Origin of the sequence: Streptomyces sp. NPDC058646, assembly GCF_042716875.1 — a bacterium.
GTDB lineage: Bacteria > Actinomycetota > Actinomycetes > Streptomycetales > Streptomycetaceae > Streptomyces.
On sequence record NZ_JBHXRK010000013.1, the window covers coordinates 83,313 to 101,138 of the forward strand.

17 protein-coding genes and 2 pseudogenes are annotated in these 17,826 nt (G+C 69.3%); 13 read left to right on the plus strand and 6 right to left on the minus strand.

Annotated elements, in window-relative coordinates:
- The first annotated feature begins 60 nt into the window (after positions 1-60).
- Together ACFWUZ_RS17865 and ACFWUZ_RS17870 are read left to right on the plus strand one after the other, a co-directional pair.
- Positions 61-1,302 (plus strand): PP2C family protein-serine/threonine phosphatase, encoded by a 1,242-nt coding sequence (locus tag ACFWUZ_RS17865; RefSeq protein ID WP_384373142.1) that lies wholly within the window; start codon positions 61-63, stop codon positions 1,300-1,302.
- Positions 1,303-1,491: 189 nt separating this feature from the next.
- Positions 1,492-1,899 carry an STAS domain-containing protein gene (locus tag ACFWUZ_RS17870; RefSeq protein WP_384373144.1) on the plus strand — a complete coding sequence of 136 codons (408 nt, stop codon included), beginning with the start codon at positions 1,492-1,494 and terminating at the stop codon, positions 1,897-1,899.
- A gap of 273 nt (positions 1,900-2,172) precedes the next feature.
- Here the strand turns inward: ACFWUZ_RS17870 and ACFWUZ_RS17875 are convergent, their stop codons facing one another.
- From ACFWUZ_RS17875 to ACFWUZ_RS17885, 3 genes are all read right to left on the minus strand, one after another.
- The gene (locus tag ACFWUZ_RS17875; protein ID WP_384373146.1) at positions 2,173-2,463 is read right to left on the minus strand and encodes a hypothetical protein; all 291 of its coding nucleotides are present in this window, start codon (positions 2,461-2,463) and stop codon (positions 2,173-2,175) included.
- Positions 2,464-2,718: 255 nt separating this feature from the next.
- The gene (locus tag ACFWUZ_RS17880) at positions 2,719-3,141 is read right to left on the minus strand and encodes a hypothetical protein (protein ID WP_384373148.1); all 423 of its coding nucleotides are present in this window, start codon (positions 3,139-3,141) and stop codon (positions 2,719-2,721) included.
- A 468-nt stretch (positions 3,142-3,609) separates the two neighbouring features.
- Positions 3,610-4,206, minus strand: a complete 597-nt coding sequence (locus ACFWUZ_RS17885; protein ID WP_384373150.1) for a hypothetical protein — start codon at positions 4,204-4,206, stop codon at positions 3,610-3,612.
- Positions 4,207-4,713: 507 nt separating this feature from the next.
- On the opposite strand from ACFWUZ_RS17885, the gene ACFWUZ_RS17890 reads away from it, so the two are divergent.
- On the plus strand, positions 4,714-6,168 hold the full coding sequence (locus tag ACFWUZ_RS17890) for an acyltransferase family protein (protein WP_384373152.1): 1,455 nt from the start codon (positions 4,714-4,716) through the stop codon (positions 6,166-6,168).
- A gap of 15 nt (positions 6,169-6,183) precedes the next feature.
- On the opposite strand, the pseudogene ACFWUZ_RS17895 reads toward ACFWUZ_RS17890, so the two are convergent.
- Positions 6,184-6,723 (minus strand): annotated as a pseudogene (locus ACFWUZ_RS17895) (isochorismatase family protein); the annotation flags it as partial.
- A gap of 58 nt (positions 6,724-6,781) precedes the next feature.
- Between ACFWUZ_RS17895 and ACFWUZ_RS17900 the strand changes: the two are divergent.
- From ACFWUZ_RS17900 to ACFWUZ_RS17920, 5 genes are all read left to right on the plus strand, one after another.
- Positions 6,782-7,213, plus strand: coding sequence for a cupin domain-containing protein (locus ACFWUZ_RS17900; RefSeq protein WP_384373154.1), 432 nt, complete (start codon positions 6,782-6,784; stop codon positions 7,211-7,213).
- A 373-nt stretch (positions 7,214-7,586) separates the two neighbouring features.
- The gene (locus tag ACFWUZ_RS17905) at positions 7,587-8,081 is read left to right on the plus strand and encodes a MarR family winged helix-turn-helix transcriptional regulator (protein WP_384373156.1); all 495 of its coding nucleotides are present in this window, start codon (positions 7,587-7,589) and stop codon (positions 8,079-8,081) included.
- 128 nt (positions 8,082-8,209) lie between these two features.
- Positions 8,210-8,854, plus strand: coding sequence for a DsbA family protein (locus ACFWUZ_RS17910; RefSeq protein WP_384373158.1), 645 nt, complete (start codon positions 8,210-8,212; stop codon positions 8,852-8,854).
- Between the two features lie 166 nt (positions 8,855-9,020).
- Complete coding sequence (locus tag ACFWUZ_RS17915; protein WP_384373160.1) at positions 9,021-9,830, plus strand: MBL fold metallo-hydrolase; 810 nt, start codon at positions 9,021-9,023, stop codon at positions 9,828-9,830.
- Positions 9,831-10,217: 387 nt separating this feature from the next.
- Positions 10,218-10,649: a nuclear transport factor 2 family protein gene (locus ACFWUZ_RS17920; RefSeq protein ID WP_384373162.1), complete on the plus strand. Its 432-nt coding sequence runs from the start codon at positions 10,218-10,220 to the stop codon at positions 10,647-10,649.
- Positions 10,650-10,661: 12 nt separating this feature from the next.
- Here the strand turns inward: ACFWUZ_RS17920 and ACFWUZ_RS17925 are convergent.
- Positions 10,662-11,039: pseudogene (locus ACFWUZ_RS17925) on the minus strand (transposase); the annotation flags it as partial.
- Between the two features lie 230 nt (positions 11,040-11,269).
- Between ACFWUZ_RS17925 and ACFWUZ_RS17930 the strand changes: the two are divergent.
- The 5 genes from ACFWUZ_RS17930 (at position 11,270) to ACFWUZ_RS17950 (ending at position 16,592) form a co-directional block, all read left to right on the plus strand.
- Positions 11,270-11,584 (plus strand): hypothetical protein, encoded by a 315-nt coding sequence (locus ACFWUZ_RS17930; RefSeq protein WP_384373130.1) that lies wholly within the window; start codon positions 11,270-11,272, stop codon positions 11,582-11,584.
- A 748-nt stretch (positions 11,585-12,332) separates the two neighbouring features.
- A complete protein-coding gene (locus ACFWUZ_RS17935; RefSeq protein ID WP_384373351.1) occupies positions 12,333-14,405 on the plus strand; it encodes a HelD family protein in 2,073 nt (690 codons plus the stop codon).
- Between the two features lie 148 nt (positions 14,406-14,553).
- Positions 14,554-15,096: a GNAT family N-acetyltransferase gene (locus ACFWUZ_RS17940; protein ID WP_384373353.1), complete on the plus strand. Its 543-nt coding sequence runs from the start codon at positions 14,554-14,556 to the stop codon at positions 15,094-15,096.
- An 819-nt stretch (positions 15,097-15,915) separates the two neighbouring features.
- Positions 15,916-16,194, plus strand: a complete 279-nt coding sequence (locus ACFWUZ_RS17945; RefSeq protein WP_384373164.1) for a cold shock domain-containing protein — start codon at positions 15,916-15,918, stop codon at positions 16,192-16,194.
- Positions 16,195-16,265: 71 nt separating this feature from the next.
- On the plus strand, positions 16,266-16,592 hold the full coding sequence (locus tag ACFWUZ_RS17950; RefSeq protein ID WP_384373166.1) for a hypothetical protein: 327 nt from the start codon (positions 16,266-16,268) through the stop codon (positions 16,590-16,592).
- A gap of 603 nt (positions 16,593-17,195) precedes the next feature.
- On the opposite strand, the gene ACFWUZ_RS17955 is transcribed toward ACFWUZ_RS17950, so the two are convergent.
- Positions 17,196-17,756, minus strand: a complete 561-nt coding sequence (locus ACFWUZ_RS17955) for a GNAT family N-acetyltransferase (protein ID WP_384373168.1) — start codon at positions 17,754-17,756, stop codon at positions 17,196-17,198.
- Between the last annotated feature and the right edge of the window lie 70 nt (positions 17,757-17,826).

Genomic DNA, 17,826 nt, shown 5'->3' on the forward strand with positions numbered 1-17,826 from the left:
CGGGGTAGGGAGGTGCGCCTTCCTGACGAAGGCGCATGCTGGGAAGGAGACATCCAGGGCTTGGAGGATGAGGACGTGGACCGGCCACCGGACATGCTGGAGATGCTCACCCGGATCCTGGACAACGGGCACCTGCGCTCGTTCGATCAGCTGCCGGGCCTGGTGGCCGACCACGCTGGTCCGGCTGGCATGGACAACGTGCGGATCTTCCTGGCCGACCTGCGCGAGCAGGTCCTGCGGGAGGCCACCGGCCGCGGCATCGATGCCGCCGAAGGCGGCGAGACACTCCCCATCGAGGGCACACTGCCCGGCCGCGTATTCACCACCATGCACCCCCTGCACGGCCCGGAAGGCACGCCCCGCCGATGGTGGGTGCCCATCCTCGACGGCGCTGAACGCATCGGTGTCCTGGGCGCGGACCTCGCCGACGGCGTCGAGACGGAACAGCTGAACACCCTCGCCTCACTGGTGGGCCTGCTGGTGGTCGCCAAACGGCCCCACAGCGACGCCTACCCGCGCCTGGTGCGCACCGAGGCGATGAATCTCGCCGCCGAACTGCAGTGGAATCTGATGCCGCCGCGCTCCTTCGCCAACCCGAACGTGGTGGTCGCCGCAGCGATGGAACCCGCCTACGAGGTCGGGGGCGACGCGTTCGACTACGCGATCGCCGGCGATCAGGTGCATTTGAGCATCTTCGACGCCATGGGCCACGACAGCCACGCCGGGCTGGCCGCGAACCTGGCGGTGACCGCCTGCCGCAATGAGCGCCGACAGGACACCGACCTGGTCACCACCAGCGAACGCGTCGAGGAACATCTGATCGAACACTTCGGGCACACCACTTACGTCACCGCCGTGCTGGGTGACGTCAACGCTGACACCGGTCTCTTCAGCTGGATCAACCGGGGCCACCACCCTCCCATCCTCATCCGCGCCGGCCGCTGGACCACCGCCCTGTCCTGCCCGCCTGCCCACCCGCTCGGAACCGATCTGGGACTTCCCGTCACCCTGTGCCGCGAGCAGCTGGAGCCCGGCGACCGCGTCCTGCTCTACACCGACGGCATCACCGAAGCCCGCGACCACAGGGGCCGCCCTTTCGGTATGGACCAGTTCACCGACTTCGTCATCCGCCACCACGCCAACGGCCTGCCCGTCCCCGAAACCCTGCGCCGCCTCATGCGCGCCGTCCTGGACCACCACGACGGACGCCTCGCCGACGACGCCACCGTCCTGTGCGTGGAATGGCACGGCCCCAGCCGCAACAAACAACTACGCCCTACAGGCCCCGCACACTCCGCGTAATACGAGGTCGTCATCCGATTGCGACAGGTCTCGATCCGGACCGCATACGAGGGTCGGACAGGCGCGTCAGGAACGCCGGCGGGGGTCCATGCGCCGGGCTCTTCAGCGCGCCGCGCCCCGGCAGCACGCCCTACCGCGCCAGGATGAGGGCCCGTGGGTCCGGAGCCTTCGGGTGACGGGAGCAGAACATTGATCAACGTAGACGTTCAGCACTGCGGCAGCTCGGTCCTGGTCAGTGCCACCGGGGAACTCGACGAGGATGCGGGAGAGGTACTCGATCGTGCACTGGACCACGTGCCCATGGACCAGCGGGATCTCCTGGTAGACCTGCACGCTGTCGCGGCCATGAACGCCGACGGCCTGCTCCACCTCTTGCACATGCACCGGCGAGCAGAACGCATGGGCTTGAGGGTCCTGGTCACCGGGTGGCAACCCCAGCCTCAACAGCTCATGGCCACGGTGGCCGGCATCCCCGGACCCCGAGCGGGCACCGGGGAACGCTACGCCATGCCCGGCTTCCGCCGACTCCTCGAAATCCGGGCACAAAACGCACGCGACCGCACCGACCTCACCGCTGGCTGGCTCCCCCGCAGCTAGCTACGCCCCTGCATGACCACCGCGCGGCACGGATCAGCCTCCCCCGGTGCGGGCTGCGCCAGCCGCGCGGTGGGACGAGTGACGCGGGAGACGGCGCAACCGGGCGGACCTGCCGCGGTTCCGCTTGCCTTCCGCGGCTCCGCTTACCTTCTGCGGCTCCGCAGACCACCCGCAAGCCTTCAGGTGCGGCCGAACGAGACGCGATCCACCCCGTACCAGCGCATCTCGCGCCTGCCGTTCCAGGCCCACCGCGTCAGGCCGGGCTCCCCCACCTCATGGGGCCGTGGCCGAACGGTAGAGCAGCGCCATCACCGAGAGGACGGCGGTGAGGCCGGCTGCGAGCATCGTCGCTCCGGTGGGCCACGGGAGGAGGCCACCCACTGCGATACCGAGGAGATTGACCCCCGTCGCGGCTGTCAGCGCGTGGAGCGATACAAGTCCGATGCCGAACAGGGTCGTTGCCGACCACACCCACGCGCGGTCCCCCACCACCAGCAGCACGCCGAGGACCAGGCACACGCCCGCCATGCCCAGCAGCAGCCAGGCCAGACTCCCGGTGGGCATCCCCTAAGACCGGCTCGGCACGTGGAGGAGAGCGGAGACAGCCAGGGTCAAGGCCGTCGGCCAGCGCAACACCCTGCCGGACGCGCTGGCCTCACGAGCCCCGGGCACCTCTCGCGGCAGGTGGTCGGCAAGCTGGTGGGGGTCAGGTGAGGGTGGCTGCGGTTCCTGTCCCGGGCCGTTGCGGTCCGGGGCGGCCGACTCTGGCGCGACCTGCGGGGCCTGGGGGCGGTGCCGCTGCGGCCCCTGCTGGGGATCTCAGTCCTGCTCGGGGTCGCACTGGGGGGCTTCTGGCGTGTGCGGGTGCTGCCCGTCTGCGCCGGCGAGGAGGACGGCGAGAGAGATGACGTCCTCGATGGGACGGGAGACCGCAGCAGCCCGCAAGGCCTGGTCAGCCCCCTCGGGAAGCTGCCCGGACCCGCGCAGGAGGGTCACGAGATCGGCGATCCCATCCACGGACCGTCGCACCACCGCCGTCTCCAGCAGCATCCGCAAACTGGCAGCGCCATCAGTCGTCCGCGACACCTCGTCCAGGTCCTGCTCCTTCCCCGTCGGCGGGGCGTCAGGAGCCGGAAGGACCGGAGTTGGCGGCTGCGCGGCCGTCGCGCTGCGGGCCTGCACCCGGTCGCCGGGCTCGGGCTCGGGCCCGGGCTCGGTGTCGGGTATGGCGTGGTCACTCATGGATCGCTCCGTCCGAATGGACCGTGCCGGCCACGCGCCAACTCGCGCTCACAGTACGCGACCGAATGTTTACACCACGTAACTCTGCGGCATGGTGAAAGGCTCCACCATGCGGAGCAAGCAAACGGGTGCGACCCCTTGTCCAGACGGGCACCGAGGCTCTTCCAGCGTCGGTCCAGCTCGGCGTCGTCCCGCGCAGTGCGGGGGCGAGGGCCGGTCCCTGCTGGCTGGTCTCCCTTGCGCGTGGCGTGCTCCCGCCCCGGCCACCAGCCCGCCTCCTGGCACAGCCCGCCCTCCAAGCGCCTGCCAGGCTTCGTCCTGTCGGCGGCCCGGCCGGAGAGAGAAGCAGTCGCAGGGCCGGTCGCGTCCGGTGTGCGCAGCCTGGGGTCGCGGCGGCAGGACCGGGGAAGGTCATGCCCTGTCCCGCCGCCGCCCGTACGGTTCGACCTGTCCCCGCCGAACGCCGGCTCAGCCGCGCAGGTGCGGCCAGTGGTCGCCGGACGGCACGTGGGGCGACATGTCGCGCGCACGCTGCCACATGCCTCTCGCCTGTTCGGCCGGGCGCTGCTGCTCGCCGTGCAGGGCGCTCAGGATGAGCAGGCCGCCGGTCAGCGCGGGGACCAGCCACTGGACGTACGAGAGGTGCCGCTCCGCCTTGCCGGTGTCGAAGGAACCGGCGGCGTCCTCGGAATCCTGGGGTTCCTGGGAGGAGGCGAGTTCGATCTTCTTGCCGAGCATCCGGGCGTAGGCCGTGGCAGCCAGAGCGGCGCCGGTGAGCACGGTCTTGGCCAGGGTGGAGGCGGCCACCCCCTGCTGCGTGGCCACCCGGGACGCGTTCACGGCAAGCAGCCCACTGGTGCCGACCAGGTGCGCGCCGATCGCCGCGGCGTTCACAGGGGTCCACTTCGCCCAGCCGTCGCTGGCGATCTGGGCGTTGTCACGCCAGCTGCCACTGTGGCCTTTCGCCGCGCCGTTGAGGCCGACCGCCCCCATCAGGGACCCGCCGAACCATGCGGCCAGGCCCACATCGTGCATGCTGCGCAGGACGGTGTTGCGTTCGGACATGAGGGCTCCTCCACGGGACGCGGCGCGTGCGCCGGCGAGGTGCCGACGCCACGGTCACGGTCGCTCCTCGTCGGACGTTCTGCCATAGCGGCTGGGCCGAACGGCTGCTGCGCCGAATGCGGCAGCAACCGCCGGGCGGGGATTCAGCGGGCCCCGGTCGCCCAGGACCACATGGCCGTGACCGATGACCTATGGCGCTTGTTCTCGTGCCGACAGCCGCTGCGCCGTATCCGGCCTGGTCGGGCACGGCGCACCGGCGACCGGTGGCGAAACGGTTGAGTCCCGCCGACCACCGCCCGTACCGCCGGGTGCTGACGCGTCCCGGCCGGTCGGAGTTGCGTCAGGGTTCGATCGTGCTGATGACCTCTGGGGAACCGGCTGCCCTCTCAACGCCAGGGTCGAGGCCCTCTTCGACGTCCTCCAGGCCCACCACGCCGTCCGCGCGTCGAGCGGACGATCGCACCCCGACCGCGGCTACGGTGCTGCGCATGGGCTAATCTCCGGCGGATGATGACCAAGGGATTGCTGGCTCGACGGGGAGCACGGAGGGCCGGGCCGGGGGAACGCGCCGCCCCGCCGGGGAGCCGGCTCGGCTGGCTGGACGCGCTGCGTGGGATCGCCGCGCTGGCCGTGGCGGCTCACCACTTCGAGATCCTGAGGTTGATCCCCAACGGCGCTACGATCGCGGCCCGCTTCGACCTCGGCTTCTACGGGGTCATCGCATTCTTCCTCGTCAGTGGATACATCATCCCGGCTTCGCTGGAGCGCCGGGGTGACGTCCGGGCCTTCTGGATCGGCCGGATCTTCCGGATCTATCCGGCGCTGATCGTGACCATGCTCCTCGCCCAGTTCGTCCTGCCCCCCGACTATCAGGTCCTCACCTTCGACGGCTACGGGCACGACAAGCTCTGGCTGGCAGGTAACGGCCTGATGCTGTCGGACATGCTCGGCGTGGTGAATGCGCTCGGCATCTCGTGGACGCTCACGTACGAGATGCTCTTCTACTTCTTCGTCAGCAGCCTCTTCACGGTCGCCTGGCACCGGCGCACCACGCCGATCGCGGTCGCAGCGGCGGGGATCGCGCTCATTCTGGGCGTCTGGATCCCGTCGTACAGCCTCACCCGAACCCAGACGGAGCTCAACCATTTGGTGGCTGCCGCCGTGCTCGTCGTCGTCATGGGCGTGCTCTGCATGATCAGCGGCAATGCGGCGCTGGCCCGGATAGGCGGTTTGCTGCTGGGCGGATTCGGCGTGCTGCTGGTGTTCACCAACGGCCGGACTCCGGCGTACGAGACCTTCACCATCCTCGCGACGATGTTCGCGGGCACGGTGATCTATCGCGCGCAGCACGGGCAGATCGAGCGCATCGAGGCCTGGATGTCCGTCGGTTTCGTGGTGGCGGCGGGCGCCATGGTGGGCTGGATGTACAACCGGGACGAGTTGGCGCGCGCGACCGCGACCTTCACCTGGCCGGCGTGGACCAACGCCTACCTGGCGGCGTGGGCCTCGTTCGGGCTCTTCTTCCTGCTGCGAAACCGGCGGCTGCCGCGCGTACTGACCTGGCTGGGCGCGGTGAGCTTCTCGGTCTACCTGCTGCACTGGCCGGTGAAGAAGTTCCTGCTGTGGCGGCTCGGCTGGGACAGCAACCACTACTACAGCGAGCTGGCTGCGATGCCGTTCGTCGAGCGGTGGTCGTGGGTGGCCGGGTACGTCGCGGTGCTGCTGGTGGTCAGCTGGGTGGTGTACCAGCTGGTGGAGGTGCCGTTCCAGAAGCTGGGCCGCAAGCTGACCGAAGCGATGACTCGCCGCTGGCCGCCGCAGTCCCTGGAGCAGTCGGTGCCGGCCGCGGCGGTCGCCGTCGTCCCGGCACATCCCTCCGCGGCGGCGGAACCGGTGCTGGCGGGCACAGGCGGGGGCCCGAGCTCGGGCTCGGGCTCGGGCGGTCAGGGGAAATCCGTCTGAGTGAGCGGCGCCGGATGGCATGCCCCGGCGCCTTCCACGCGGCCCATGGAAGTCTTCCAGGGTGGAGGCCGTGGTCTCGGGGGCGACTCCGACCGAGTGGTCCAGGCGTACCCGGGTGTTGAATCCCGCCGCGGCGGCGTCCAGGGCGGTGGCGCGCACGCAGTGGTCGGTCGCGATGCCCACCACGTCGACGTCCCTCACCCCGCGGGCGCGCAGCCAGTCGGCGAGGGGCGTTCCTTAGGCGTCGGCGCCTTCGAAGCCGCTCTTGGAGGCGCTGTGGGCGCCCTTGAAGAAGACGGCGTGGACCTTGCCTCCGGCGGCGGTGGGGGCGAAATTCGGGTGGAACTCGCCGCCCTCGTCTCCCGCCAAGCAGTGGACGGGGAAGCTGTCCTTGAAGTCCGGGCTGGAGGATAAGTGGCTGCCCGGGTCGATGTGATGGTCCCGGGTAGCCACCACGTACTGGTAGTCACCGCTGGCGGCGCTCTGCTCCACCAGCTCGGCGATCGCGGTGGCGATCTGCGCACCTCCCGCAACGGGAACGCATTCGCATCGCACTCTTGAAGGTCTGGCGGGAACTGATCGAACAGCCTGAGCAACCTGTTGTACTGCGCGTATGGCAGATCAGAAGCAGTGCACGGTGGTCCGGACCGGACAGTATGAGGGTGTTCAGGGCGGCATGTTCGGTGCGGGGGTCAGCGCCCAATCGGCGGGAGCGGAGCGGCTGTGTCTCCACCGTCTGGTGATGGCGGCCGGGACCTGCGGGCGGCCTCACCTGCACGAGGGGCACGAGTCGGCCATCTTCATCCAGTCCGGCCAGGTCGAGGTCTGGCACGGAGAGGGACTGGTCGAGCATGTGCTCCTGCAGGCGGGCGACTACATCCACATCCCCGCCGACACTCCCCACATGCCGGTGAACCCCGGCACCCAGGACATGGTGTGCCTGGTCGCACGCACCGACCCCAACGAACAGGAAGGCGTCCGGCTCCTTGACCTGCCCGTGTGGCTGGAGTCCCGGGTCGGGCCGCTGCCCGTCGGGGCGGGCTGAACCACCGGACCCGAATCGAGAGGCGGACCGCGAGCCAGTGAGTCAGAAATGCAGCACCAACCTCCCCTCCCCTGCCTGCCGTGAGGTCACGAAGGGTAAAAGCCTATTCCTCTACCACTAAAGGCTGAGCGGCTTCGGCTCAACGGGCCCGTTCGACAGCCCCAGACCATAAAGAATCAGTTCAGAGCTTATTTCTGAGCCCTTCAAACGTAGGACGCTCGCGGGCCCGGCTACCGTCCGCGCCCCCCGAGGGACGTCAGGCCACCACCCTCCCCCGGCGCGCAGGTCAAGGAGGACACTGCCGCGAGCCGGGCGGCCAGGAGGGGCGATGATCGTGCTGAGGTGCGGATCGGGCTAGCGAAGGGTGTGGCGGGTGGGCGAAGGTGCGGGAATCGCTTCGGCACGGGAGGCGGCGAACGATGAGCTGGTGCTCGCGTTCGGACGGCTGCAGGGGGCCGCGGGGCGGCTGGAGTACCTGCTCGGTGGTGCGATCGAGGAGGAGTTCGGGATCAGCCACGCGATGTACGAGGTGCTGCTGATCGTGGGCCGGGCGGGCGGCTCGGGCATGTCGATGCGGGCCATCGCGCAGGAGCGGGTCCTGACCACGGGCGGGATGACCCGCTTGGTGGACCGGATGGAGGAGGCCGGCTTGGTGGTGCGCGCCGACGACCCCGCGGACCGCAGGGGCAAGCTGGTGCGGCTCACCGAGCGCGGCGAGGACATCGTGGTGCGGGCCAGCCGGCTGCACGTGGAGAACATCCGCCGCTACTTCCTGGCGCCGCTGCCCGAGGAGTCGCGGCAGCAGTTCATGGAGTGCCTGCGGATCCTGTCGCACTCGGCGCGGGACGCCCTGCCCCGCCTGCGGTAGGGGCATAAGCCCGCGAGCGAGGGCTCCTCCACCATGCGGAATACCTGACGGAATACCTGACACAACAGATACTGTTCAAGCAGGTATATCGCTTCGGTGCGGAGCGGCTCCCTCTGCAAAGGCTTTCCATGAAACTCGTCTACGTCTTCGACGCCTACTGCGGCTGGTCCTACGGCTTCACCCCCACCCTGGCCGAGGTCACCCGACGCCACCCCGAACTGCCCGTCGAGGTCGTGTCGGGCGGCTTGTTCCGCGGGGAGCGGGCCGCGCCGATCCGCGAGTTCGGATACGTCCAGGGCGCCAACTCCAAGATCAGCGAGCTGACCGGCGTCGGGTTCGGGGCCGGGTACGAGCGGCTGATCGCCGACGGCTCGTTCGTCATGGACTCCCTGGACGCCGCCCGAGGCATGGCGGTGCTGCGGCAGGCGGCACCGGAGCGGGCGGTGGAGCTGGCCATGGCCGTGCAGGCCGCGTTCTACCAGGACGGCCTGAGCCTGTCCGACCCCGACACCTTCACCCGGATCGCCGCGGCAGCCGGTCTCGTCACGAGGGAAGCGGGCGACGCGCTGACCGCACCGACCGCACGCCGCGCGGCCGAGGCCGACTTCCGGCGAGCGGCCGACCTCGGCGCGAAGGCCTACCCGACCCTCCTCGCCCAGGACGGCGACCGCACGACGGTGCTCGCCGTCGGCCACGCCGGTCCCGACAGGATCGACGCACTCCTTGAGCTGTTCGCAGCCGATGGCGCCCGGTCGGCTGCATCCGACCGCTGAATCCGCGCCGACACACCGGCACGCCCGGTGCCGGTGTGTCGGCGCGGAGCGAACCTGAACCCCACACGGCCGGCAGCCGGCCTCACCCCGCACCGCCTCTCACGCTGATCCCACCTGGTCCACCTGGTCCACCTGGTCCCACCTGATCCCGGCAAAGGACATGATGATGAGCACTCTCGACTTCAAGGTCATCGACCTGGACTTCCCCGTCGGCTCGAAGAACAAGACCGCCACGCTCATCACCGGTGAGCGCGACGCCTTCCTCATCGACACCGGGTTCACCCGCGCCGACGGACACCGGCTGGCCGCCGAGATCCTCGACTCCGGCAAGAACCTCACCAAGGTCTTCATCAGCCACGCCGACCCCGACTACTACTGGGGCGCCGAGGTCATCGCCGACGCCTTCGCCGACGCCGAGATCCTCGCAACACCGCTCGTGATCGAGCACATCAAGGCCGCGTACGAGGGCAAGCTCAAGGCCTGGGAAGCCGTCGGCGCCAACCGCCCCACCCGCCTGGTCGAGATGGCCGACCTCAGCGGCGACCTCACGTTCGAAGGCCACGTCTTCCAGCTCAAGGGCGGCCACCCCGGCCTGCCCGACCGCCACTACCTGTGGCAGGCCGAACACCGGGCGATCGTCGCCGGCGTCCTGCTCTTCCAGAACGAGCACGTCTGGGTCGCCGACACCGGCAAGCCCCAGGACCGCGCCGTGTGGATCGAGCTGCTGGACGAGATGACAGCCCTGAACCCTGCCTTCGCCGTCCCGGGCCACCGGCTGCCCACCGCTGCCGCCCTCGACGCGAGCCCGATCGCCTACACCCGCACCTACCTCACCGCCTTCGAGGACGAACTGGGCAAGGCCGACAGCGGCGAGGCCCTCACCAACGCGCTGGTCGCCCGCTATCCCGAATCCGGCATGCTCATCGCGGCCCAGCTCGGCGCGAAGGTCGCCAAGGGCGAAATGACCTGGGGCTGACCCACCCCCGACCACGGACCCGCCGACCGCGGACCGACCCCGGGCCCGGCCGGACCGTGCCCGCCGGGCCAAGTGACAGCCCATGAGCACCACCGCCCGCGACATCCAGGTGCGACGGCGGGCACGGGGTCTGCCTCGCCGTCGCACGGCACCGATCACCGGCGTGCTCGAAGCGCGCAGCGGCGGCGCGACGAACCCGGCCCGCAGGTCCGGCCCCGCACTCCTGTCCGGCACCTACGACTACCTCGCCGTCTACCTGATCGCGCCACCAGTACTCAGGGCCGCCCTCGGGGCCGGCATCGCTTCGACGCCACGGAGCAGCCAGGCACGTACTGACCTACCGCCTGTGCCCCCAGCCACCACCCCACCTGAGAAAGGCCGTGTCCCATGCGTGAGACAGCCGACTTCCAACCCTCCGCCGCCCCCGTCGACGTGGTGCGCCGCCAGCACATCGCCTCCGCCCCCGGTGACCTCGAAGCCCTGCGGGCCACCCTGGCCGACGACGTGGAATGGACCGAGATGGCCGGCTTCCCCCTGGCCGGCACCTACCGCACCCCCACCGGCGTCACCTCCGCCGTCATGGAACAGCTCGGCAAATCCTGGGACGGCTGGACGGCCCACGACGACACCTACGTAGTCGACGGCGAGAACGTGGTAGTCCTCGCCCGCTACACCGCCGGCAACAAGGCCACCGGCAAACCGCTCAACGTGCGCGTAGCCCACCACTTCGTCGTGCGCGGCGGAAAGATCGTCCGCTTCGAACAATTCGTCGACACCGCCCTCGTCCGCGACGCCATGCACCCAGCAACGGGGAGGTAGCCCGTGCGAGGGCATGAGGGTGATCACGGCCCCGGTGACGAGCGATCCGGAGTGCTGGATGAGCGGTCGTAGTCGCGGGCGTGTCTGCGTGGGCGGTGCATTCATGGCCCAGGCAATCGACCTCTCGACCACCCGGCGGCGGGGCAGGACGGCTGACCCGACACGTTCTTCGGCCGGCTGACGGTCTGCAGCCTCTCAGGTACTTCCCCACCCGGTCGACGAGCTGGGCTCCGGCGCAGGCGGAATCGGCCCGGACGGCGGTGATCTAGGGGGGGCATGAGCCGCAGCCTGAACAGGACGTCCTTCGCCCCGTCGCGGTCGGTCCGCCGGCCGGGGTGACATCACGAACAGCGGCAAGCCTTCGGTGTCGACCACCAGCTGCCGCTTCCGGGCTCGCCCTGTACCGCCATCCGGAGAAAGTGCACCGGCTGAGTGGCCCACGAGGCACCCGTCCCCCACCCTCGTCCTCTGCCAGCACCCCACACCTAGGCCGATTTGTTCCTTATGCGACGTTCACCCGCCTCTTTTCGGGTAGTAGCCGAACGGGACGGCGTCGATCTTGACGTGTCCCGAGGCGCGGAGTGCACAGGCGCTCCGCACACCAGGATTGGACAGCTCCCATGACCACTCCGGCGCCGGGCGGCACCCCCTCAGGCCGTCCCACCACAAGCACCGACGTCTCCGGACACGGCACACACACACGCCGCCTGTCGACCGAGACGAAGTCGGCCCTGAAGACGACGGAATTCTTCGTCTACATCGCCTGCGTGATCGCAGTCCTGATCGCCTCCATGGTGGTGGGCACCGAGGACGACCACCGCGACTACTTCCGCGCCGACACGGCCTGGCTGTACATCGTGATCCTCACCTTCGGCTACATGATCAGCCGCGGCCTGGCCAAGTCCGGCAGCAGGGACCACTACGACGGCTCCTGACCGGCCAAGGATCTGCGGCAAGGGGTGACGGTCACGCGGCGCCCGGCTCATCGAGTTCCCGGATGGCCTGCCTGACCGGCAGTGCGCGCTTTGCCGGAGCGCTTCGGGGCGCCCCCGGACCTGCACGGAGCCGCCGTCTGGAGAGCCTCGTACCATTGCCCACCGGTTGACGGTGCTCGGGGCAACCGTCCCCTCCCGGTGCCGGGTCGCCCGGCCGCGCCTACGGGAGCAGCTCAGCCGACTTCGGCCGCTCCATCGGGTGAGTCGGCTGGCGGTCCCGGCCTGCTCCTCGAAGACACCCGGGGCCTCGAACCGGTCTCGTCCAGCACCAGGTTCTGGCGGTCGGTCGACACGCCTGCAGACCAGGTGACCATGCCGCTCCCCCGTTGCGGGGGCCCGACACCAAAGACGCTGAGGCCGAAGATCGGAGGGGGCCGCCGACACGGGGGTCGGGCAGTGGTGGACCGGTCGAGGGCTTATCCCATTCCGTGCTCGTCTCCTCGGTCGGGTCGCCTTTTCCTGAGCGCGGCAAACCATCGCCTGCGCCCACGGGCGGGCTCGCCATGAGGCAGGCGGGTATCGGGAGCGCAATGGGCGATATATGGGACGGCGGAATGCGGGAACGCCATACGGTCAGCGTCATGGATTCGACCGTAGGGCCACGGCACACCAAGTAAGTCAAGACTTACCTTCAGGGAAGTGTGACCCTATGGTGGGGCTCGAATCGAAGGAGCCCCTGTTGTCGAAGATGAATGATCCCGCTGTGCGTGCGGTGGAATCGGAGCGGGATTACGTGTCCTCCTTATACGAGTTGCTCACCGAGCGGCTTTCCGAGGCGCGAGTACACCGAGTGAGGGTGCTGAAGGCCCCAGCGGAAAGCGCCGGTGAGGTATACGAGAAAGAAATCGCCGCCGGGCGTTTGGCCAAGGAAATCAGCCGACTGGAGGGCGCCGAAAAAGGACTGGTCTTCGGACGCCTCGACTGGACGGATGGCACGGCCCTGCGGATCGGGCGGATCGGACTGCATACGGAGGAGGATGACCTGCCTCTGCTCGTGGACTGGCGCGCGAACGCGGCACGGCCCTTCTACGAGGCGACACCGGTCCACCCGATGGACCTGCGGCGGCGCCGGCACCTGCGCCTCGAGGAGCGCTCGGTCATCTCGGTGAGCGACGAACTCCTGGACGGGACCGCCCCGACCGACGAGGACGTCGTGGGGGACGGCCCGTTGACCGAGGCCCTGTCGGCACGGCGTACGGGCAGGATGCACGCGGCCGTCGCGACGCTGCAGGCCGAACAGGACGAGATCGTCCGCTCCGCCCACCGCGGGGTGACCGTGGTGCAGGGCGGGCCCGGCACCGGTAAGACGGTGGTCGCCCTGCACCGGGCGGCCTATGTCCTGTACGCGTTCCCGCGCGCCGCGGAGGAGGGTGTCCTGGTGGTGGGCCCGAACGCCCGGTTCCTCGACTACATCTCCCAGGTCCTTCCCTCGCTCGGAGAGAACGACGTCGTTCTGGCGACCTGCCGGGAACTGGCCGGGGTGTCCACGGACACGGTGGACCCGTTCGATACGGCGCGTCTCAAGGGCAGCTCCGACCTCGCCGACGCCTTGGCCGGCCTGCTGCGCGTCCACCAAGCCCCCGCCGGTGACTTCACCGTGCGGGTCGGACAGGAACGGGTTCACCTGTCCGCCGAGGAAGTCGCCAGGGCACGTGACGCCGCCGTGGCAGCCGCACCGGGGCACAATCCCGCGCGCCAGGTGTTCAGGGAGCTCTTGGTCGACGCCGTCACCGACGCGATGCAACGAGACATGGGCGACCTCCTGGAGCAGATCGACGCCGATGCCGCAAGGATGACGGACATGGACCTGGACCGGTTCACGGGAGCCGCCCAGCACCGTGCCGAGGGGGCGGCCGACCCGGGTCCCGTCCACGAGCTGGACCTGGACGCCATCCGGGCCGATCTCCTCGACGACGCCGGCGTCGACCGAGCGGTCGAGATGTTGTGGCCGCGGCTGGTACCCGGTGACCTCGTGAAGGCGCTCCTGACGAACGCCGGCGCTCTCGCCGAGCACCTGCCCCGCCTGACCGCCCAGGAGCGGTCCCTTCTGCTGCGCGGTCCTGACGACCCGTGGACCGATGCCGATGTGCCGTTGCTGGACGAGGCGGCGAGCCTGGTCGACGGCGCCCCCGAGCAGACGTACGGGCACGTCGTCGTCGACGAGGCACAGGAACTCACCGCCATGCAGTGGCGGATGATCGTCCGCCGCTGCCCGGCAAGAGCGATGACGCTGGTCGGTGACTTCGCCCAGGCAGGGCCGGTCGCGACAGCACGCGACTGGAAGGAAGCGCTGAGCCCCCACGTCGGACCGCGGTTCAAACTCCACCACCTGACCGTCAGCTACCGCACCACGCAGGAGATCCTGGAGAGCGTCCGGGACCTGCTCACGCGGATCGCTCCGGACCAGAGACCCACACGGTCACTACGAAGCGGTGAGAGCCCTCGCACCGTGACCACACCTCCGGACGCGTTGGTCACCGCCGTCGTTCAGGAACTCCGCGCCCAGAGCACCGCGCACCCGGGCGAGCTTTTGGGAGTGATCTGCGCGGACACCCGGGTGAACGAGCTGACGGCCCAGGGCATCGCTCACCACGCACGCATCGTGCCGGCGTCCGAGGCACGCGGCCTGGAATTCGACGGGGTCGTCGTCATGAACCCCGAGGAAATCATCACGGCCCGCCCCGGTGGGGCAAGGGACTTGTACGTAGCCCTGACCCGGGCCACCAAGCGCCTCGCCACCATTACCGTCCAGCCCGCCTGACGAGCGGCGCGTCCGCCAGATACCGCAGCAGTTTCACCGTACGGATCACGAGGCCGGCCTCGCGCAAGGCCACCGGCGAGGCTAGGGCGTGTATCGAAGGTGCCTGGTGATGATGGCGGAGACCCAGTTTGTGATCCAGAATGATTGGGTGGTCACGCTTGAGACTCCCCGTTTGATCCTGCGTCGCTGGCGCGAAGAAGACGTTGCGCCCATGGCTGCCGTCAATGCCGACCCCGAGGTCATGCGGTGGATCCGTGACGGCAGCGTCCGTGACGAACAGCAGACTCGCGGCGGGATCCAGGCTTGGGAGAGCGAGTGGGAGTCACGGGGCTTCGGCCTGTTCGCCGTGGAGATCCGGTCCACTGGCGAGCTGGCCGGGTTCACCGGCCTTTCGGTGCCCGACTTCTTGCCGGAGGTACTGCCGGCGGTGGAGGTCGGCTGGCGGCTGGGACGTTCCCACTGGGGGCAGGGCTTGGCCACCGAGGCCGCTGCGGCCGCTGTACGGTTCGGGTTCGAAGAGCGAGGGCTGGAGCGGATCGTCAGCATCACTCAAGTGGGCAACGACGCCTCCGAACGGATCATGACCAAACTGGGCATGCATCCGGTCCGTGAGACCGTCAATCCCACTGGCGGTCGGCCAGTTCGGGTGTTCGAGTTGTCGTCGGACCAGTACGTCACAACCACTCGGTGATGGCGGCAACGAGGGCGGTATCCTCGTAGCGGACCGCGAGTTTGTCGTACCTGGTGGCCACGGCTCGATGTCTCTTGAGGCGATTGATGCCGCACTCGACCGCGTGCCGGGCCTAGTAGTCCTCTGGGTCGAACTTCGGTGGTCGGCCACCGCTGGACCCGCGCTTCCTGCGATTGCGGACCAGGTCGGCTTTGTCCGGAATGGTGCAGCGGATTCCTCGGCGACGCAGGTAGGCGCGGTTCTTCCTGCAGGCGTTTGCCTTGTCAGCCCGGACGCGGTCGGGGCGGACGCGCGGCCGACCCGCCCTATGCGAGGCACACGGACCTTCTCAAGCACCGGTTCGAACTGCGGCGAGTCCCCCCGCTGCCCTGCCGTCACCACGATCGACATGGGCTTGTGACCCCGCTCGACAACCAAGTGCAGTTCGGTCGTGAACCCGCCGCGCGAACGCCCCAATCCGTAACAACGGCTCCAGCACCGCCCACTGTTCATCCGAGAGATCTCCCCGCCCCATGAACCGAGATCATCCACAGCTCAAGATTCACTTTCGATACACGACCTAGGGGTAACAACACCGCCTTGTGAGGACCGGTCCCGCGCAAAGCTCCTCGCACCCCTCCCGATTGAGCGCCAATCCTCCCTCACCTCACCCGCCACAGCGCGTTGTTCGCAAGGGGCGCCTGCCGGCTGCAGTCACGCCGAGCCCCGCTGCTTCACGCCCCTGCTCACGCCCTCCTCACCGGGGTGGATAGAGCGGACAGTTCAGCTTCCGGATCCCACCAGAAGCGGAGAGCGGGAAATGTGTCGCCCTGCGGTGTCGTGAAATGGTTCGACCCTGACCGGGGTATCGGTCTCATCAGCCAGGAGAGCAACGGCCCGGACGTACGGGCAGAAGCCTGCGCCATCCATGGAAAGGACGGCCGTCTACGTCAGGGGGAGACAGTCCTCTTCGACATCACCCTGGACAGTGCCGGCCTACGGGCCGACAACATCCACCGTCCGGTCCCCAGCGAGGTCCAGCCCCTCGACCCAGCGAACACGGTGACCCTGCACAGGGGGATCTTCTGTCCCCGGCCGGCCGTATCACGCGTCCCATAGGTTCCCCGGCGCGAACGCGTTCTGGGCGCCTGCCCCGTCCCGGGACGTAGCCCGCCCGCCTTCGGGGCCCCGTGCACGCCGGGGGAGGCCAGACAACGATCATCGATGCGGTCAACGCGGCGGAGGAGGCGCGGGAGCAGTGGCGGCTGCCGGCGGCTCGTCATGGCGTGCCGGTGGTGTTCATCGAGGTGGTGTGTCCGGATGCGGCCGTGCATCGCGGGTGGTTCGAGGGCCGGTCCCGGGTTATCGAGGGCTTCCGCGAGCCGGCGCGGGAGGCGGTGGAGCTGCGACGGAAGGAGTTCGTACCGTGGTCGGATGACCGGTTGGGGCTGGACGGCATGCTCGGCCTGCCGTCGAACGTCGCTGCGGCCCTCGGGTTCCTGGCCGCGGCGTCGTGATTCCTGAGTGGCCGCCGGTCGTCGGCTTCTTGAGGCGGCAGCGGGCTGTTCTCGCCCCGTGCGCTGCCACCAGCTGCGCGGGCGGACGTTGGGATGACGTCCACGGCGGTCCTAGAAGGATCGGGAGGTCGACTCCGACTGCGGTGCCCACTGACAGAGGCCAGTTGGTGGCGAGGCACTGGCCTCTGTCAGTCGCGGAGGGTCACGGTGATGCCTGGCGAGCGTCCCGGGGCCGTCCTGTACCCGCCCTACGGGATCCGGATGAGGTCCATGGTCCAGTTGGTTCGCCACGTGGCTCCGTCGTCGTAGGAGAACGACTGCTCCCAGCGGGGAGTGTCCCGGTGGGGAAGCTCCATACGAACCGGACCCGCACCGCATGCCCTCCCAGCACGTCTTCGCACCGGAACTCGCCGCGGCCATCGGTGAAGCGTCCCTCGACCGGTGGGTCGAGGTGCCCGGGCCCGGTGCTGGAGGCCCACCAGATCCGCCGGCCCTCGGCTTCGGGATCGAACTGGCGGAGCGCGAGGCCCTCGCAGCTGTCGGTCCGTATCCGGTCGATGTGGCCCAGTCCACCCAGGATCGGTTCAGCCGGGCGGCTGGCTCCTACGAACGTTGCTCCCACGCGGTCCGGGTGAGTTCGTACTCGACTTCGCCGTGCTCGGAGCCTTCGATCGCCTCCGGCCAGTCCCCGGTGAAGTGGCGGAGGAACGACAGGCCGGCCTTCTCCATCACACGCCGGGACCCCACGTTCACCGCCATGGTGTTCGCGGTCACCCGCTCCACGCCGAGGCTCGTGAAGCCCTTGCGGATCAGAGCGCGTGAGCCCTCGGTCGCGTAGCCGGTGCCCCAGGCGGCCCGGTGCAGCCGGTAGCCGAGTTCCACCACGGCGGGGCTGTGGGCGTCCAGGGGGCGGAACTCGAACCAGCCCAGGAAGGTGCCGGTGTCCTTCTCCTGCGCGGCCCAGTAGCCGCGGGTCCCGAAACACGGGTACTCGTGGAGGAGCCTGGGCAAGGTCTGCGCTCGGATCACCTCGCGGCTCGTGGGCCGGCCGCCGTTGATGAAGCGCATGACGTCCGGGTCGTTGTCCAGTGCGATCAGGTGGTCGACGTCGGCCTCGCTGAACGCGCGCAGCACGAGCCGATCGGTCTCCAGAAAGACGTTCATTCCGCGATCCTCACCACCGGCAGCGGAACCCGCCACCGGATATTCGCCCCTTGCCCGAAGGGAGGCGTAC

Excerpts from the sequence above, each read along its gene's own strand:
- ACFWUZ_RS17875 (WP_384373146.1), bottom strand. The coding sequence starts at position 2,463 with ATGCCCACCGGGAGTCTGGCCTGGCTGCTGCTGGGCATGGCGGGCGTG.
- ACFWUZ_RS17880 (WP_384373148.1), bottom strand. The coding sequence starts at position 3,141 with ATGAGTGACCACGCCATACCCGACACCGAGCCCGGGCCCGAGCCCGAG.
- ACFWUZ_RS17885 (WP_384373150.1), bottom strand. The coding sequence starts at position 4,206 with ATGTCCGAACGCAACACCGTCCTGCGCAGCATGCACGATGTGGGCCTG.
- ACFWUZ_RS17890 (WP_384373152.1), top strand. The coding sequence starts at position 4,714 with ATGATGACCAAGGGATTGCTGGCTCGACGGGGAGCACGGAGGGCCGGG.
- ACFWUZ_RS17900 (WP_384373154.1), top strand. The coding sequence starts at position 6,782 with ATGGCAGATCAGAAGCAGTGCACGGTGGTCCGGACCGGACAGTATGAG.
- ACFWUZ_RS17910 (WP_384373158.1), top strand. The coding sequence starts at position 8,210 with ATGAAACTCGTCTACGTCTTCGACGCCTACTGCGGCTGGTCCTACGGC.
- ACFWUZ_RS17915 (WP_384373160.1), top strand. The coding sequence starts at position 9,021 with ATGAGCACTCTCGACTTCAAGGTCATCGACCTGGACTTCCCCGTCGGC.
- ACFWUZ_RS17920 (WP_384373162.1), top strand. The coding sequence starts at position 10,218 with ATGCGTGAGACAGCCGACTTCCAACCCTCCGCCGCCCCCGTCGACGTG.
- ACFWUZ_RS17930 (WP_384373130.1), top strand. The coding sequence starts at position 11,270 with ATGACCACTCCGGCGCCGGGCGGCACCCCCTCAGGCCGTCCCACCACA.
- ACFWUZ_RS17935 (WP_384373351.1), top strand. The coding sequence starts at position 12,333 with ATGAATGATCCCGCTGTGCGTGCGGTGGAATCGGAGCGGGATTACGTG.
- ACFWUZ_RS17955 (WP_384373168.1), bottom strand. The coding sequence starts at position 17,756 with ATGAACGTCTTTCTGGAGACCGATCGGCTCGTGCTGCGCGCGTTCAGC.